Source organism: Paenibacillus sp. IHBB 3054 (genome assembly GCF_051594305.1).
Taxonomy (GTDB): Bacteria; Bacillota; Bacilli; order Paenibacillales; family Paenibacillaceae; genus Paenibacillus_AQ.
In genome coordinates this window covers 1-14,941 of the sequence record NZ_JBOFBG010000027.1, presented here as the reverse complement: position 1 = coordinate 14,941, position 14,941 = coordinate 1, and the positions used below count along the sequence as shown (strand labels likewise).

21 protein-coding genes are annotated in these 14,941 nt (G+C 38.9%); 20 read left to right on the top strand and 1 reads right to left on the bottom strand.

The window, feature by feature from the left end:
• Positions 1-374 precede the first annotated feature (374 nt).
• The 15 genes from ACQ76X_RS24100 to ACQ76X_RS24030 all read left to right on the top strand — a co-directional run bounded on the left by ACQ76X_RS24100 (position 375) and on the right by ACQ76X_RS24030 (position 9,171).
• Entirely contained in the window at positions 375-1,133 is a 759-nt protein-coding gene (locus ACQ76X_RS24100) for a hypothetical protein (RefSeq protein WP_438496262.1), read from the top strand.
• A gap of 188 nt (positions 1,134-1,321) precedes the next feature.
• Positions 1,322-1,837 carry a hypothetical protein gene (locus tag ACQ76X_RS24095; RefSeq protein ID WP_438496261.1) on the top strand — a complete coding sequence of 172 codons (516 nt, stop codon included), beginning with the start codon at positions 1,322-1,324 and terminating at the stop codon, positions 1,835-1,837.
• A gap of 399 nt (positions 1,838-2,236) precedes the next feature.
• Positions 2,237-2,920 carry a hypothetical protein gene (locus ACQ76X_RS24090; protein ID WP_438496260.1) on the top strand — a complete coding sequence of 228 codons (684 nt, stop codon included), beginning with the start codon at positions 2,237-2,239 and terminating at the stop codon, positions 2,918-2,920.
• 18 nt (positions 2,921-2,938) lie between these two features.
• Complete coding sequence (locus ACQ76X_RS24085) at positions 2,939-3,340, top strand: hypothetical protein (protein WP_438496259.1); 402 nt, start codon at positions 2,939-2,941, stop codon at positions 3,338-3,340.
• 117 nt (positions 3,341-3,457) lie between these two features.
• Entirely contained in the window at positions 3,458-3,877 is a 420-nt protein-coding gene (locus ACQ76X_RS24080; RefSeq protein WP_438496258.1) for a hypothetical protein, read from the top strand.
• Positions 3,825-4,274 carry a hypothetical protein gene (locus ACQ76X_RS24075; protein ID WP_438496257.1) on the top strand — a complete coding sequence of 150 codons (450 nt, stop codon included), beginning with the start codon at positions 3,825-3,827 and terminating at the stop codon, positions 4,272-4,274. Before ACQ76X_RS24080 ends, ACQ76X_RS24075 begins: the two co-directional genes overlap by 53 nt.
• Positions 4,271-4,756, top strand: a complete 486-nt coding sequence (locus tag ACQ76X_RS24070; RefSeq protein ID WP_438496256.1) for a CdiA family toxin C-terminal domain-containing protein — start codon at positions 4,271-4,273, stop codon at positions 4,754-4,756. Before ACQ76X_RS24075 ends, ACQ76X_RS24070 begins: the two co-directional genes overlap by 4 nt.
• Positions 4,756-5,013 carry a ribonuclease toxin immunity protein CdiI gene (gene cdiI, locus ACQ76X_RS24065; protein WP_438496255.1) on the top strand — a complete coding sequence of 86 codons (258 nt, stop codon included), beginning with the start codon at positions 4,756-4,758 and terminating at the stop codon, positions 5,011-5,013. The genes ACQ76X_RS24070 and cdiI overlap by 1 nt, the downstream gene beginning before the upstream one ends.
• Before the next feature lie 166 nt (positions 5,014-5,179).
• On the top strand, positions 5,180-6,115 hold the full coding sequence (locus ACQ76X_RS24060) for an IS110 family transposase (protein ID WP_438496254.1): 936 nt from the start codon (positions 5,180-5,182) through the stop codon (positions 6,113-6,115).
• A gap of 157 nt (positions 6,116-6,272) precedes the next feature.
• Entirely contained in the window at positions 6,273-6,557 is a 285-nt protein-coding gene (locus ACQ76X_RS24055; RefSeq protein ID WP_438496253.1) for a hypothetical protein, read from the top strand.
• 25 nt (positions 6,558-6,582) lie between these two features.
• A complete protein-coding gene (locus tag ACQ76X_RS24050; protein WP_438496252.1) occupies positions 6,583-6,744 on the top strand; it encodes a hypothetical protein in 162 nt (53 codons plus the stop codon).
• A 28-nt stretch (positions 6,745-6,772) separates the two neighbouring features.
• Entirely contained in the window at positions 6,773-7,270 is a 498-nt protein-coding gene (locus tag ACQ76X_RS24045; protein ID WP_438496251.1) for a hypothetical protein, read from the top strand.
• 456 nt (positions 7,271-7,726) lie between these two features.
• On the top strand, positions 7,727-7,876 hold the full coding sequence (locus ACQ76X_RS24040) for a hypothetical protein (RefSeq protein WP_438496311.1): 150 nt from the start codon (positions 7,727-7,729) through the stop codon (positions 7,874-7,876).
• 49 nt (positions 7,877-7,925) lie between these two features.
• The gene (locus ACQ76X_RS24035) at positions 7,926-8,429 is read left to right on the top strand and encodes a hypothetical protein (RefSeq protein WP_438496250.1); all 504 of its coding nucleotides are present in this window, start codon (positions 7,926-7,928) and stop codon (positions 8,427-8,429) included.
• 310 nt (positions 8,430-8,739) lie between these two features.
• Positions 8,740-9,171 (top strand): hypothetical protein, encoded by a 432-nt coding sequence (locus ACQ76X_RS24030; RefSeq protein WP_076110832.1) that lies wholly within the window; start codon positions 8,740-8,742, stop codon positions 9,169-9,171.
• Between the two features lie 350 nt (positions 9,172-9,521).
• On the opposite strand, the gene ACQ76X_RS24025 is transcribed toward ACQ76X_RS24030, so the two are convergent.
• Positions 9,522-10,487 carry an NAD(P)H-dependent flavin oxidoreductase gene (locus ACQ76X_RS24025; protein ID WP_438496249.1) on the bottom strand — a complete coding sequence of 322 codons (966 nt, stop codon included), beginning with the start codon at positions 10,485-10,487 and terminating at the stop codon, positions 9,522-9,524.
• Between the two features lie 254 nt (positions 10,488-10,741).
• Between ACQ76X_RS24025 and ACQ76X_RS24020 the strand changes: the two genes are divergently transcribed.
• The 5 genes from ACQ76X_RS24020 to ACQ76X_RS24000 all read left to right on the top strand — a co-directional run bounded on the left by ACQ76X_RS24020 (position 10,742) and on the right by ACQ76X_RS24000 (position 14,760).
• Positions 10,742-11,419 carry a response regulator transcription factor gene (locus ACQ76X_RS24020; RefSeq protein WP_438496248.1) on the top strand — a complete coding sequence of 226 codons (678 nt, stop codon included), beginning with the start codon at positions 10,742-10,744 and terminating at the stop codon, positions 11,417-11,419.
• The gene (locus ACQ76X_RS24015; protein ID WP_438496247.1) at positions 11,416-12,417 is read left to right on the top strand and encodes a HAMP domain-containing sensor histidine kinase; all 1,002 of its coding nucleotides are present in this window, start codon (positions 11,416-11,418) and stop codon (positions 12,415-12,417) included. The genes ACQ76X_RS24020 and ACQ76X_RS24015 overlap by 4 nt, the downstream gene beginning before the upstream one ends.
• A gap of 92 nt (positions 12,418-12,509) precedes the next feature.
• Positions 12,510-13,223 carry an ABC transporter ATP-binding protein gene (locus ACQ76X_RS24010; RefSeq protein ID WP_438496246.1) on the top strand — a complete coding sequence of 238 codons (714 nt, stop codon included), beginning with the start codon at positions 12,510-12,512 and terminating at the stop codon, positions 13,221-13,223.
• Positions 13,220-14,005 carry an ABC transporter permease gene (locus ACQ76X_RS24005; RefSeq protein ID WP_438496245.1) on the top strand — a complete coding sequence of 262 codons (786 nt, stop codon included), beginning with the start codon at positions 13,220-13,222 and terminating at the stop codon, positions 14,003-14,005. Before ACQ76X_RS24010 ends, ACQ76X_RS24005 begins: the two co-directional genes overlap by 4 nt.
• Complete coding sequence (locus tag ACQ76X_RS24000) at positions 14,002-14,760, top strand: ABC transporter permease (protein ID WP_438496244.1); 759 nt, start codon at positions 14,002-14,004, stop codon at positions 14,758-14,760. The genes ACQ76X_RS24005 and ACQ76X_RS24000 overlap by 4 nt, the downstream gene beginning before the upstream one ends.
• The last annotated feature ends 181 nt before the right edge of the window (positions 14,761-14,941 follow it).

Sequence of the window (14,941 nt, the reverse complement as noted above, 5' to 3'; positions counted from 1 at the left end):
GCATTTGTGAATATTTTTGAGGTATGTCAATAATTTTGTGTATCCAGTCGTTCAATACCACAATACGAGATAGCTACCCGTATTGTGGTATTTTTTTGTCATAGTTCCTATCCTAGTTGTTAATGAATTGCCCCCACCCAGTGCCGAATGAATCAGGCGGCAGATTCCAATTAGACATTACCCATGCAATATTTTTGTCAGCTGATAACCGAAAACTTTCAAGAGCTGTCTTTAATGAAAAGAACCCCACATTCTTCAGATCTCTATCTTAATCATTAAAGTAGAAGCTATTTTTATCTTCAGAAAATAGGGCATTCTTCGAAAATAAATTATGCAAAATGCTAAACTCAAAAATGTGTATAACTACCCTCGGCATGGACCAGTCGCTGCTGGATGGACTGGGGATTGGCATCGCCTTTGTGAGCCTGGCCAGTCTGCTCAAGCACGGCTTGTATAAGGCAGCGGATAAAATAGCAAACCGCAAGAATATTGCGGCGCTGGATGATGCTTTGGAGGCGTTGACGAACGAAGCGGACATCGCTACTAGACTTAAAACAAACCTGCCCCAGGAAATGGTGGTTAAAGATGGCGGTTTGATGGATGACCTAGCAAAGAGCAAGAGTCTTGCAGGGGCAGATGACGCCAGGACAGTGGGAAAACCAAAAGCGGAGGGTTCGTCGCGGTCAGTTGAGGGGACGGGTGAAGTAACTAAAACAAAAAAGACTGCTCCGCCACCTTATGATAGAGAGAAAATACTAAGAAACATTGAAGAAAGTAAAAAAGCTCGTGAAGCCTCCAATTTCGATAAGTATTTACAGAAAGAAAAGGAGCTTCTTGAGAAGTTGAACAAGGGGACGGGTGAAGCTCCTCCTATAAAACCTATTGAACCAAGAGGCGAACCCAATGTATTTATTCCTGCATTTAAGGGTAAAAAAATAGCTATAAATATTTATAATAGAATGAGATTAACAGGTTTAGACAAGAAAGAACTAGAAACTATTTCAAAAAACACTGGATTAAGTTTAGATGAAGTTACTGCAATGAAAAAGCATTTGTTTTTAACTAAGCATGCTAATTTAGTAGATGAAAATGGTAAGTATTATTATGAAGGTTATTTTACACCAGATAATTAACGTAGCGTATGGATGGGGAAAAGCATTAAGTACTGAACTATCACCTGCTGAAAAGGCATGGTTTAGAGAACTAGCCGATCACGAATTAGCAGAAAGCAAACTGATGCAAGCCTATCCGTAAAGAGGACAACCAATTGGGATATATTAGTAAAAAATAAGAAATTTTTTAGATAATATGGAGGGAAAAGATGAATAAGGTTTTTGAAGAAGCTAAATGCATTATTCGAAATATTGATTGGAGCCATATTGAGTTTAAGAGACCGTCATATGTTGTGTTGTTGTCTAAGCACCTGAGAAGAAGCTCATTATTCTATGATTATTTTCACAAAGATTCGATGAGAATAATAGTATTTAGTGCTATGGAATTAATCGATATGCAATTACCTAAAAATATATTAGATGAATGTACGGAATCACTCCAAAATGTAAAAGGTATTTTTGTCAGAGAAGTGTGTATACAATATTTGGAATGGGCTTATTTGATAGGGGAGGGTGTGCCGATCGCTGTTCAGTTTCGGGAGCTATATTTACCCATAATAAAGCTATTTGAAAGAGGGGGCAGAATACAATATGATAAAGGACTGTTGATTATTGGGGGATTAACTTGTTCGCGATTTGTATCTTTGGAGTCTAGTTTGTTTGAATCAGAGGATATTAGTGATAGTTATCTAGATGAGATAGATAAAGATGTTTCGAATAAGTAAATATTGTAAAATTTCATATAATATCTTTCAACACAATCAACAACGGGTCTGTCAATAATTTTGTGTAACCAGTCGTTCAATACCACAATACGAGTTAGCCACCCGTATTATGGTATTTTTTGTCATAGTTCCTATCCTAGTTGTTAAAGAATTGCCCCCCCCCCAGTGCCGAATGAGTCAGGCGGCAGATTCCAATTAGGCATTACCCATGCAATATTTTTGTCAGCCGATAACTGAAAACTTTCAAGAGCTGTCTTTAATGAAAAGAACCCCACATTCTTCAGATCTCTATCTTTAACATTAAAGTAGAAGCTATTTTTATCATCAGAAAATAGGGCATTCTTCGAAAATAAATTATGCAAAATGCTAAACTCAAAAATGTGTATAACTACCCTCGGCATGGACCAGTCGCTGCTGGATGGACTGGGGATTGGCATCGCCTTTGTGAGCCTGGCCAGTCTGCTCAAGCACGGCTTGTATAAGGCAGCGGATAAAATAGCGAACCGCAAGAATATTGCGGCGCTGGATGATGCTTTGAAGGCGTTGACGAACGAAGCGGACACCGCTGCTAAACTTAAAACAAACCTGCCCCATGAAATGGTGGTTAAAGATGGCGGTTTGATGGATGAACTAGCAAGGAGCAAGAGTCTTGCAGGGGCAGATGACGCCAGGACAGTGGGAAAACCAAAAGCGGAGGGTTCGTCGCGGTCGGTTGAGGGGACGGGTGATGTTGACGACTTTGCTAAAGAACCGTTTCTGCCTGATGAGTACTATAAAAATAATTACGCCCCTATGCAAGGAACTCCAGGGGCTAGAATTGATTTTAGCCGTCTAGGTTCAAGTGGACAGATAGAGAAGTCCCGAGTAATTTATGACCAAGCAGGCAAGCAAAAGTATAGAATTGATTTTTCTGACCATGGGAATTCTGCTCATCATACAAACCCACATATGCATGAATATGTTTATCAAGATGCAGGGAAAAGTGTGAAATCAGAGATAAAGTATTTTATGGACTTTTCTATAGGCAGACTAAGAAAAGGTATAATTGATGAAGCGACAAATAGCATAAAATTTATTGATTAATGAGGGGAGATGTGTTTTTTGGCTGCTATAAAAAATTACGATACTATAACTGCTAAGTTAAATACTCTTGGTTCTTGGACATTCAAGGAAATAGTTGGGATTAATTACGATGTAGATATTGACTTTGAAGATAATTATACGACTGTACTTACTTTGTCTTTTTTTGTCTCGGTTATTGAGACAGGGCGACGATTTAAAATGAAAATAAGATATAATAATGTTTCCGATTTTAGTGTACGGAAAATAACAAATCTATATATGACGAGGAGTTTAATAGTACATGATAAAGAAGAATTTGGATGGGATACAAGTCAACGATACCATGTGCATGATGATAGTGGGTATGGTGAAAATGATGGGTACAACTTTATTGAGTTCTACTGCAGTTCCATTGAGGCAATTTCATTAGAGGAATTCTAATTTATTTGTCCTTAAGTTTTTTATGGGGCTACCCAGTGCCGAACGAACCCATCATTCAACCAATAACACATATAACCCATGTAATACCTGTATAAAATTTCGTTTGTACGCACAATAATGCTTGAAAAGTATAACCTAATTAATGCTAAACCGTTACATAAAACAGGTCGATTATGGTCAGATACCACCATGATTGACCTGTTTTTTGTTATCTTTGTTATCTGCGGTTTTTTCAAAATTACTCACAAATGTAAAATACCATATAACGTGAGCCTGGTTAGCCTGTTGAAGCACGGCTTGTATAAGGCAGCGGATAAAATAGTGAACCGCAAGAATATTGCGGCGCTGGATGATGCTTTGAAGGCGTTGACGAATGAAGCGGACATCGCTACTAGACTTAAAACAAATCTGCCCCAGGAAATGGTGGTTAAAGATGGCAGTTTGATGGATGACCTAGCAAAAAGCAAGAGTCTTGCAGGGGCAGATGACGCCAGGACAGTGGGAACCAAAAGCGGAGGGTTCGTCGCAGTCGGTTGAGGAGACGGGTAAATCAAAGCCAAAGGATAGAGAAGAACATGAAAGAAGAGATAGTGAAGATCGTTTAAGTAAAGAAAGAAAAGAACGTTTAAGAAAAGAAAGAGAAGAATGTGAAAGAAGAGAAAGAGAGCAATCAAATACTGAGGAGACGGGTAAAGTACCGAAAACAAAAAAGACTGATCCGCCACCTTATGATAGAGAGAAAATACTAAGAAACATTGAAGAAAGTAAAAAAGCTCGTGAAGCCTCTAATTTCGATAAGTATTTACAAGAAGAAAAGGAGCTTCTTGAGAAGTTGAACAAGGGGAGGGTAAAGATGCTGAGATCCCTCGAACAGGGGCAGAATGGGATGAGTACTTCCGTTCAAAATATGGTGATGATAATGTTACATGGGTGACTAAGAATAATTTCGAGTATGTAGACGGTTTTGACGATCATCTAATAAATGCACAAAGTATTGTAAGGAAAGGGAATAAGGGCGTTGTCGGGGGGCACAATTTAGATAGTTTCGAAAAGATTTTAACAGACCAAGGTTGGAATCTTGATGACCTTATTGTTTCCAAAACGCCACACCCCACAATTCCTGGAGTCTATCAAATTCAGTATAGACTTCCAGCACTTGATAGGGAATTGAAAGTAATACCTGATCAGTATAAAAATATTTCACATCCTAAAACTGTATATGATCCAAGTGTAATCTCGAATGATCAAATAATACAATGGAGGAAAGAAGCGATGGCGAATGGAGAAATTGTGGGTAGGGAAATTCGAGGAACAGCATCGAATGGTTTAAAATTCACGGGATACCTTGATGAAAATGGAAAAGTGACAAATTTCTTTTCCGACCATATCAGAATAATTTCTAGGAGGATGATTTGATGAGTGTCAAATTAACAGAGAAGGAATTATTGGAAATGTATTATCGACACCTTGAGGGGAAATATTTTTTAGAAGCACTTAAAAACTATTGCAATGGAAATGGGTTTGGTGGTAGTGAAAGTGTTTGGTGTATTTTTGCTGGTGAGTTAGATGAGTGGGAAGAAGGTTATTTCGGAGATGCGGGAGTTTGTTATTTTTTTGACTACCCTGCGGTAGAGGAAGATCAGACAATTGTATTGGATTACCCAACTTTCTAACAGTATCTAAATGAAGCAAGTATGGACTATTTAATACGGAATCCAATTGTTAAGGATGAGGTTGAAGCTCGATTAATGGAAATCAAACAAAAGTTCAATATTGCATAAGTTGGCGAGAACATTTCTAACCCATATTATGACTTAGATAGATGTAAATAATCAAATCTTGTTTACAAGCGATAGTTGCGATGCATTCTGCATCGCTAAGGTACTCCTTGCAAGACTCGATGAACTGCCGGATGCGAATCCGCAAGACTTGTACTGGATATTAGGTCAATTGGTAGCAAGGCGGAACGCTATCGTCAAACATGCCAGTGGCTTGAAGAATCAAATGCATCAACAATTAAGCTATCACTATCCGTCCTATAATAAGTTCTTCTGTGACATTGACGGTAAAGCCGCCCTTGCCTTTTGGGAGAAGTATCCTGCTCCGCATCAAGTGTTAACGGTGGGGGTGGATGAACTAGCGGAGTATTTACGTGAAGCGAGTCATAACACCTGTTCCACTCGTAAGGCAGAAGGAATACTGGGATTGGTGAAGCAGGACGGTGAGACAAAGCGGAACTTCCAAGAATATAGAGACTTTCTTATCGTCAACATGGTCAAGGACATGCGGAGAAGTCGGGAACTCATCAAGCAAATCGAGGAACAGCTTCGGCAGGTACTGGCACAGACCGATTACAAGCTAGAGTCGATGGACGGGATTAGCACCGTTGCAGCGGCAGAACTGGTCGCTGAAATCGGAGACATCCGCCGATTCTCTAATGCAGACAAGCTAACCCGATTCGCCGGAATTGCTCCTGTCCGCTTTAGTTCGAGACGCAAGGGCAAAGACCAAGCCAGTGGACAAGGTAATCGTGTACTGAATGCCATCTTCCATAACCTAGCCGTACAGCAAATTCAAGTTGCAAAAGGAAAGAACAAGACACTGCGTAATCCCTTGTTCTACGAGTTCTATCAACGGAAGCTATCAGAAGGTAAGACGAAGAAGCAAGCCCTCATATGCGTCATGAGAAGGCTTGTGAACATCATATACAGCATGATGAAGAACAAAACAGAATACAGGGCGGCGAGTCCTCTAACGGAACTCAAAGCCGGATGATATAATGGTGGTAATTGGTAAAACAGTTATCACCTTCTTTATTCCCAAGTTTAAGATTACAACTTAGGGGACGGGTAATGTTCCTGAATCAATACCTACCCTTTAAAAGGTTGATTGGAATGAATACAAGCGTGTAGATGATTATAAACCCACATTTATGGATGAATTTCAAGAAAAAGAATATAAAGCTGCATCAAAGGATTATGATGATATTAGAAGTGTTGGTATGACTGATATTGAACAGGTTGCAAAAAATACTGGTATGACAATAGAAGAAATTAGGGCTATGAAACAACACATGTTTTTTGATACACATAAAATCCCTTTAGATAATCAAAGTTATAGAGTTGGCCACTTTACTCCTGATTTAGAAGTTGGGTTTATATGGAAAGAAGCACAAAAAGGATCTAAAACAAAAAAAGTGGTTTCAAGAGTTAGCTAAACATGAATTAACTGAAAGTGAAAAAATGAAACAAGGCTACCCATATAAAAATCCTGGTTCGTATCAAAAAGATAGTGATGATTTTGGTTCTGATCCTCCTGGTGCACATGATGTAGCTTCTGATCAACCTTCATTTGAACTCCCTGGAGCATATGACTATTATTCGAAAAAAGTTCTTGGGCAATAAAAATAGAGAAGATGGAGTGAAATAATTGATGGAAAATTTTAATCAGGCAATTAAGCGTATTTCTGCAATAGATTGGAGTTGTATTGGAATCAAGCAAGCAAGATCACATGTTCATTTGAGTAAAGAATACTTAAGAAGAGCATCAATATTTTTCCAATATTATCCTAGGCCTTGTAGGTATCCTTTTATTATCATTTCAAATTCGATAACTAAGTCACAAGTGAGTGTTGATGAATTACAAATACTAAAGGAGATTGACAATAGTTATGTTAGAGAAATTGCTACCAGTTATTTTGAGTTAAACGCACTCATTGATGAAGGAAATCAAATTGCTATTGATAATAAAGATTTGTTTGAGCCAGCAATAAAGCTATATGAAAGAGGTGGCCATTTCTTTATAAGGGCAGGTTATTTGAATGTAGCTGGTGCTACTGATTTTCTTTCGCTTGCAAATCGAGTTAAAAGGGAACCACTTGATATAAGTGATGAAACCTTGGATGCACTTGACAATGGACATGTTGATTAATTTATGGATTTGTTCGGATTATTAAACAACTTACAATACTAATACAAGATCGTACAATACAACAAACAACGCCACAATGCGACCTAACCGCCGGTGTTGTGGTTCTTTAATTATCCGCCACTATATGCTAAATAATACAAACATACAAGTGGCAGCTCTCCATCAAAGACCCCACCCAGTGACGAATGAACCCATCATTCAACCAATAACACATATAACCCATGTAATACCCGTATAAAGATTTCCCCATTTCGGTTGTACGCACATCAAATGCTTGAAAAGTATAACCTAACTAATGCTATTCCGTTACAATGAACAGGTTGATTATGGTTAGATGTTACCATGATTGATCTATTTTTTTGTTATCTTCGTTTTCTTGCGTTTTTTCAAATTCACTCGCAACTGTAGAATACGCCGCCCGGATAGGGAGGATGAAACAGCAGTGAATTATCGAACATTCTTAAAATGCTCAGAGATAAAACTACGGGTCAAGCTAGAAGAATAGTGTTAAATTTAAATGATTATCCTGTTGGAAAAAGGACTGAACTTATTGAGTTTAAATTAAGTCAAACTCACAAGGATTTAAAATATTTAGCTGAACTATAAGTCATTGAAGGTCGTCAAGTAACTAGAGAGTACTGGAGGTATGAGTAAAATGGATTTTTCGTTATGTATTGGTTCTAATTTGCCTAAAGAAGAATTGGGGAAATTGCTCTACAATATGATATCCGAAGTATTATTTGTAGAATTAATTGATTATGAGGCAGAAGCATGGAATAGGTCTTATACTCAACGCGTAAGCGTCGATTGCACATATTTTTCAATGAGCATTAATTTAGATGATGAGGATGACTATTCAGAACGTTATCGGAAGGCAAATCTCGAAGCATATGGTGTAGATACGAATGTTTTTATTAGTATTCAATTTATAACGCGTACATTTGATATAGGATGGTTAAAGCTACTTGAAATAATTGGTAAAATATTGATTATGAACGACGGAGATTTGATTTTAGAAGATGATTCCACATATCCATTACTGAAAAGAATTAAAGGATCTTTACTTATCAACAGTAATTTGGATGAATACCGAACATGGTACATGACAAAAGAAAACCTAGCACTATTGAATCACCCTTATGAAGAAGATTTTTTATAGATGGTGAGCATAGAAGGTAATCTGTTCCTATTTGTTGAGTAATAAACAATTATTTTGTGTAGCCAGTCGTTCAATACCACACTACGAGTTAGCCACCCGTATTGGGGTATTTTTTGTCATAGTTCCTATCCTAGTTGTTAATGAATTGCCCCACCCAGTGCCGAATGAATCAGGCGGCAAGGCATTCTTCGAAAATGAATTATGCAAAATGCTAAACTCAAAAATGTGTATAACTACCAGGAATGAAGTCCAAGCGATCATTTCGGTTCTACGTATAATAACGTATAAAACTTGAAAGGGGAAATGATAGATGGCAACAATTATAAGTTATGGTTCAAAGGCGTTAAATCCATTAGGAGCTGTTGCATTAACAATTCCACCGGGGCAAAATATTGGAATACTTGATACCTCAGTAGTTATTCCTCCGGAAAACCCTGCTTCTTTCTCAAATAGAGTTGAGTTAAAAGGAAGTATTAACATTGACCAGATTGTAACTCCTGATAATTTCAATGTTGTAATTCTCAGAGCTGGTACAGTAATATATCGCTCTCATATTCGACTTGTGGGTACAGCAAATCCTGAAATTAAGCAAATAAATGTTCTATGGGTTGATGGTGCCCCTTTGGGCGTTATAAACTATCAATTGGGTATTGAAAATTCGAATCCGGGCACTACCTTCATCACTATAGTTGGACCAGTAGTATTTACTGCGACAGCTATTGGAGGAGATGGCGTAATTTAAGTTCTGCACTAAGATTTGCGTCCAACCAGGTAACAAAAGCGACATTCGCTGGAGTAGTTAACCACGCCCCTGTAAAAAGCAATGGACAGTTGAACCGATCTGGTTCAGCTGTCTTTTTTTCATGGGCATATACGTAACTAGAACGATTTCTGAAAAGGGTTTTTTTTGTGGCAGAAAATTAGCAGGTATCGGCTAAGGAACTAAGTTCTTGTTCTCCGATGTCAGAAGACAAGAACATAGTCCCATTAGAACCCGAGTCAGGCGCGGTTATCTCGCGAAATAAAAAACCACTTAGGCTCGGAAATCCCAAGCTTAAGTGGTTAATCGCGCTTATATATCTTATAACAACCTTAAGTTGTCGGGTTCAATGCCCCTTGATACTCATTCATTAAATTGTCGATAATCTGCTGTACGGACAAAATCTCTTTAATCTCATGGACTCTGGACCCAGCAAAAACCAAACCGTTCTTAACATCTCCTCTAAGGGAAGTAAGCAGGGATTCCATTGTACAGAAGCGATGTGAACAAACCTTTAGACAATCATAGCATTTGACTATCTTTAATTTGGCATTATCACTGATCCGGTCCGTAAATTCATTCCGAATCGCTCTACCTTCTAGACCCACTGTAGACTTGATGAGGACAGTATCTCCTTGCTGAGCATCTACATACTTTTGCTTGAAGGCTAAGGGAGCATCACACTCATGGCTAGCCACAAAACGGGTACCCATTTGAACACCAGATGCGCCAATCCGAAGGGCTTTTGCGATATCATCCCCTGTCAGAATCCCACCCGCAGCAATAACCGGAATCGAAACGGCCTCTAAGACTTCAGGAAGGATATCAAACATGGATCTGTCTGTACCTAAATGGCCCCCAGCTTCGAACCCTTCCACAACGACTGCGGAGGCACCAAGTCTTTCGGAAATTCTGGCTAATTTGGCGGATGAAACAATAGTTACCACAGGAGTACCATATTCTTTACCCCAAGCATAAATATCTCTAGAAATTCCGGCTCCGGAAATAATAAAGTCAACCTTTTCTTCCAAAGCAACCTTCATTTTTTCGGCAAAGTCCTTCACTGCGAATAGTACATTCACACCGATATAGCCAATCCCTTTAGAGAGTTCTCTTGTTTTGCGAATATGCATTCTCAGCTCTTCAGTAGTGATCCCTGTACCAGAGATGGTGCCGATCCCGCCTGCATTGGCTACAGCAGCGGCTAATCCACTTAAGGATATGCCTACGCCCATTCCACCTTGAATAACAGGAACTCTGGATTTAATATGTCCGAATTGGATTGTTGGAAGTTTCAATTACACACCTCTTTCACAAGTTGTAGACATTATAAAAACTCCTCTGGAGTAATTAACTATAACGTAACACAGTTAAGTCTTTCCCGATGTGACTGTGAGCATGCTCAAACTATGTTAAATATCATGTCTTTCAAGTAGGCCTCTTTTTTATGACACTCTATTAACGAACGATAAAATTGTCTTAACTGGAAGCCATTCTTTAGATTGTGTTATTCTGTCTAATAGTGAAGTCAATTTAGAGAGCGGGATGTTACTTGAAAAGAAACGTATTATATATTGAAGATAATGAGAAAATAGGCAGTTGGGTAAAAGAAGAATTGGAACAGCGAGGATTTTCAGTTCAGTGGCTGCTTTCTGGTGATGGAGCCGAAAAAGAAGTAAATCAGCATGAAATCGTTATTTTGGATATCATGTTGCCCGGTTTAGACGGATTTACTGTGGGAAAACGATTAAAAAAGGCAGCTCCTGCTGTTCCTATTTTGCTGTTAACTGCTCGAACATCGATAGATGATAAGGTAGAAGGTTTACAATTTGCTGATGACTATTTAACGAAACCATTCCATACGGATGAATTAGTTGCTAGATTAGATGTATTAATCCGTCGAAGTGGCGGAACACATTCCGAACGTATTTCATTAGGGAATTATATTGAAGTAGATCCAGAAGTCCAAATGGTATTTGACAAACACACAGGAGAAGAAATTATATTGACAGGGAAACAACATCAAATTTTAATGTACTTCTTACGCCACCCTAATCAAGTTTTACCAAAAGAACAAATCTATGAAGCCATTTGGGAAGAGGTTTATATAACTGGTGATAAAACATTAATGGTGCATATCCATCGACTGCGCCAAAAGTTGGAACGTCATCCGGATTCCCCAGAGATTATTGAAACGTTGAAGGGAATAGGCTATCGGGTGAAACTATGAAACAGACTAAATCATTATTTCGTCGGTTTCTAAAAGGACATTTTCTATTTATCTTTTTTCCTCCGATTGTACTTATTTTCTTATCTGCGTTCATTGAGTCTCCTTTTAATGAAGAAGAGCTGAACAAGTTAAATTATTTTTACGTTGTACTGCTTTTGTTTGGTTTTATTATTGTAGCATTTGTTGTAATATCTTGGATTTTCTTCTTGAGGCTTCGTAAACGTCTCACCCGCTTACAGGAAGTCATGTCATTTTCAGCTAATAATTTTCCTAAACCAATATCTGTTCAAAGAGATCGTATGGATGAAATAGACCAGTTAGGAAGTTCTTTTAATTGGATGATTCAGCAACTTGAAGACAGCCGCAAGCGAGAATATGAAGAGGAATTGTTACGACATCGGCTCATTGCGAATTTATCTCACGACTTACGAACGCCACTTACTATTTTGAGAGGACATATCACCAGATTAAATAAAGAAGCAATAAGTTTAGAAGGACAAAACTCATTAACAGAGATGAACCATACGATTTCAAGAGTCGGAGATCTAATGGATGATTTACTTTCCTATACATTGCTTACATCAGGGAAACATCCTTTCGGGCCCACTTCAACAGATATTGGACGTTTAGTAAGAGCATCTGTTGCTGCGTGGTATCCTGTATTTGAAGAAAAAGGAATTCAGATCGATGTTGATTTACCGGCAGAGGCGACTTTTTATTGGAAAGCAGATCCTAAATGGATGACACGGGTTCTGGATAATTTATTTCAGAATATTCTTCGCCATGCAGCAGAGGGGAAATATGTACACATTGTGGTTGATGTAGAAAAAGAACTGATCCTTGTTGCAGACAGAGGTCCAGGTATGAATAACTCTTCCTATGAGCGTGGGGCGGGGATTGGTTTATCGGCTTTAAATTATATGTTGAAAAAAATGAAGCTGAAAGCTGACTTTACATCAAATGAAAATGGCACAAGAGTGGTTATTGATAGAGCTTAACCTAAAGGTAATCCAGAATTAAACAACATGATCACCGGGATGTAACTTTGCTTCTTTATAATTAGAACCATAACAGAAAGGAAGTGTTGTGGTTGCTTACAATTGATAACTTAGTCAAACATCGCGGAACTGGGGAAATCTTATCAGGTATTAGTTTTAAAGCTAGACCAGGTAGAGTAACTGGTTTTTTAGGTCCTAATGGGGCAGGTAAAAGTTCTACACTTCGTATCCTGCTTGGATTAGATCGTGCCACCTCAGGGAGTGCGCTAATTAATGGAAAGCCATTCGCAGAATTACATAATCCTCTAGCAACAGTAGGTGCCGCACTTGATGGATTTGGAGCTCATCGTATGCGAACAGGACGGGCACATTTGCGTTGGATTGCCCGTGCCGCAGGATTGTCCCGCTCACGTGTCGAGGAAGTTCTGGAAATAGTAGGTCTTACTAATGCAGCTGGCAAAAGAGTGGGGAATTATTCCCTTGGTATGGGGAGAAGACTTGGAATGGCAGCTGCATTACTAGGTGATCCACAAATATTGATTTTAGATGAACCCGTAAACGGGCTCGACCCAGAAGGAATTCGTTGGATTCGGACATTTTTACGTGAACGTGCTGAGTCTGGAAACACGGTGTTACTGTCCAGTCATCTAATGGGAGAGCTTGCAGAGACTGTTGATGATGTGGTGATTATTAAGCATGGAAAAATCGTTGCAGATGGAACATTGGAAGAAGTAATAGGTAACCATTCCACGCTGGAGGAAGCCTTTTTTGCCCTGACATCTGAAAATGCAGGTGAGGTTGTATGAGAGCATTCAACGCGGAACTATCTAAATTGTTCTCCCTGCCGGGCATTTGGCTTGCCTTGCTTATTGGAGCATTTGCCCCAGCGGTCATTGCTGCCTTGGACAGCATAGCACAAAAAGAAGAGATTATAGCTGGAGTTAGCACACGGCTATCGGAAGTTGGCTATATCGGGTTAGCTCTTGGTGTGCAAGGCGTTATTATTCTTGGTGTGCTTGCTGTCAGCAGTGAGTATTTGACAGAGAGCAGTGAATCTGGTGGAGGACAACAGATTACAACGAGTTTAACTGTTGTTTCATCCCGACTTCATTTTTTGCTGGCAAAAGCAGGCGCTGTGGCTGTGATCAGCATACTGCTTTGTATTGTTGCTATTATGACAACTGTGTCAGCAACGCATCTTATTCTTGGTGAATATGCCCCTGCATTTGAATGGTCTGAACTTATCGGTGCAGTTTGTTACTGGACATTCACTGCTCTTTTAGCACTTGGGATTACTTTGCTAACTAAGAATGGCATCATCCCGCTTACTGTGCTCATAATAAATTCATCCGTTGTATCATTTAGTGTCCTGCTTTATAGGGTTACAAAGTTGGCGTTTTACTTACCAGATAGGGCTGGCGCTGAAATGTTTATGTTTACGAGCGACAGACTTCACACCCCGTCCACAGGCAGTTTATTCGACAGATTTCACACCCCCTTCACAGGCGGTTTAGTCATGTTTGCCTGGGTAGTCGTTATTTTCATTGTTGCAGCTATTGTATTCCATAGGAGGGACGTTGCATCATGAGTGTCTCATCTAGTAGAACGATAACACAAATCCTTGGTGCTGAACTGGATAAATTAGTTACATTACCATTGATATGGCGCACTCTTATGGGTACATTCATTCTTAGTTTAGTTTTAGCCGCAGCTTTTACTTCTGTTGGTCTACAAGGGGCAGCAGGAACGCAAAATATACTGAATATAGGTCTTGCTTCTATGGGATATCTTCAAGCAGGCTTCATTATTCTTGGTATATTAGCTACTTGTTCGGAGTATACAGGTGGACAGATTCGAACTACTTTAACTACGATACCTTGGCGTGGGTTCCAATTATCCACGAAGCATTTGGCATTGGCAATTATAACTATTCCTGCTGCGTTTATTATTACTGCATCAGGTGTACTATATACCTTTATCATGATGAGAGACACAGCAGTAGTGATTGAAATAGACGCAATGATAGAATCATTAGCAGGTGCAACAGGCTATCTCACATTAACCACACTTCTCAGTGCAGCTATAGGTGCTTTATTAAGACGAACCACTCCTGCTTTAGTGGTACTGCTTGGTTATTATTTCATTGTCAGTCCATTGTCGAGAGATTTTCTACCTAGTATTAAAAATTATTTTCCGGATACGGCAGGATATTATATGTATATGCCGCCTTCCTCTGATGAGATAAATGTCCTTACACCCATGCAAGGGACAGGTATTTCAATGTTATGGACACTGATCTTTTTTACAGTAGCTATTGTATTTTACCGTAAACGAGATGCTTAAGTTTATTCCATCGATGAATCCAACGGGATATTCTTGAGAAAATTGAGCTGGAATAGCTTAGGAACAAAAATACTCTCTTTTATCTGCTTGTATAGCAAATAGAAGAGAGTATTTATTATATTGGATAAGTAAAGTAGTACTCGAAGTATTTAATTTGTAATTCCAAAGCTAGTATTAGTTA

What these genes read in the sequence shown, in the direction of transcription:
- ACQ76X_RS24100 (WP_438496262.1), top strand. Translation starts at nt 375, where the DNA reads ATGGACCAGTCGCTGCTGGATGGACTGGGGATTGGCATCGCCTTTGTG.
- ACQ76X_RS24095 (WP_438496261.1), top strand. Translation starts at nt 1,322, where the DNA reads ATGAATAAGGTTTTTGAAGAAGCTAAATGCATTATTCGAAATATTGAT.
- ACQ76X_RS24090 (WP_438496260.1), top strand. Translation starts at nt 2,237, where the DNA reads ATGGACCAGTCGCTGCTGGATGGACTGGGGATTGGCATCGCCTTTGTG.
- ACQ76X_RS24080 (WP_438496258.1), top strand. Translation starts at nt 3,458, where the DNA reads ATGCTTGAAAAGTATAACCTAATTAATGCTAAACCGTTACATAAAACA.
- ACQ76X_RS24075 (WP_438496257.1), top strand. Translation starts at nt 3,825, where the DNA reads ATGACGCCAGGACAGTGGGAACCAAAAGCGGAGGGTTCGTCGCAGTCG.
- cdiI (WP_438496255.1), top strand. Translation starts at nt 4,756, where the DNA reads ATGAGTGTCAAATTAACAGAGAAGGAATTATTGGAAATGTATTATCGA.
- ACQ76X_RS24055 (WP_438496253.1), top strand. Translation starts at nt 6,273, where the DNA reads ATGGATGAATTTCAAGAAAAAGAATATAAAGCTGCATCAAAGGATTAT.
- ACQ76X_RS24050 (WP_438496252.1), top strand. Translation starts at nt 6,583, where the DNA reads ATGAAACAAGGCTACCCATATAAAAATCCTGGTTCGTATCAAAAAGAT.
- ACQ76X_RS24045 (WP_438496251.1), top strand. Translation starts at nt 6,773, where the DNA reads ATGGAAAATTTTAATCAGGCAATTAAGCGTATTTCTGCAATAGATTGG.
- ACQ76X_RS24035 (WP_438496250.1), top strand. Translation starts at nt 7,926, where the DNA reads ATGGATTTTTCGTTATGTATTGGTTCTAATTTGCCTAAAGAAGAATTG.
- ACQ76X_RS24030 (WP_076110832.1), top strand. Translation starts at nt 8,740, where the DNA reads ATGGCAACAATTATAAGTTATGGTTCAAAGGCGTTAAATCCATTAGGA.
- ACQ76X_RS24015 (WP_438496247.1), top strand. Translation starts at nt 11,416, where the DNA reads ATGAAACAGACTAAATCATTATTTCGTCGGTTTCTAAAAGGACATTTT.
- ACQ76X_RS24005 (WP_438496245.1), top strand. Translation starts at nt 13,220, where the DNA reads ATGAGAGCATTCAACGCGGAACTATCTAAATTGTTCTCCCTGCCGGGC.
- ACQ76X_RS24000 (WP_438496244.1), top strand. Translation starts at nt 14,002, where the DNA reads ATGAGTGTCTCATCTAGTAGAACGATAACACAAATCCTTGGTGCTGAA.